Annotated in this window: 1 protein-coding gene; it reads left to right on the forward strand. The window is 70.5% G+C overall.

The annotated features are described in order from the left end of the window. Positions 1 to 227: hypothetical protein (locus tag ACTFO6_RS20235; RefSeq protein WP_439936037.1), on the forward strand; the 227-nt coding region annotated here is incomplete at both ends.

Genomic DNA, 227 nt, shown 5'->3' on the forward strand with positions numbered 1-227 from the left:
GGGCCTCTCCCTCATTGCCGGCCTGGGGGCTCAGCCCTCGGCGGCGCTGCCGGTGCACATCGAAGCCGCCCCGGGCCTTGGGATCGACAACCACGCCATCGTGCGGCTCACCGACGCCCTGGCGGTGCAGGCGGTCTACTCGGAGCTTGTCCCGGGCCTTTCGCAGGATCGGCTCAATCGACTGCTCGATGCCTCTGGGGTGAGCGCCGAGCGCACGCTCGAAGCAG

This window comes from Pelomicrobium sp. G1 (genome assembly GCF_051905455.1).
Classification (GTDB): domain Bacteria; phylum Pseudomonadota; class Gammaproteobacteria; order Burkholderiales; family UBA6910; genus Pelomicrobium.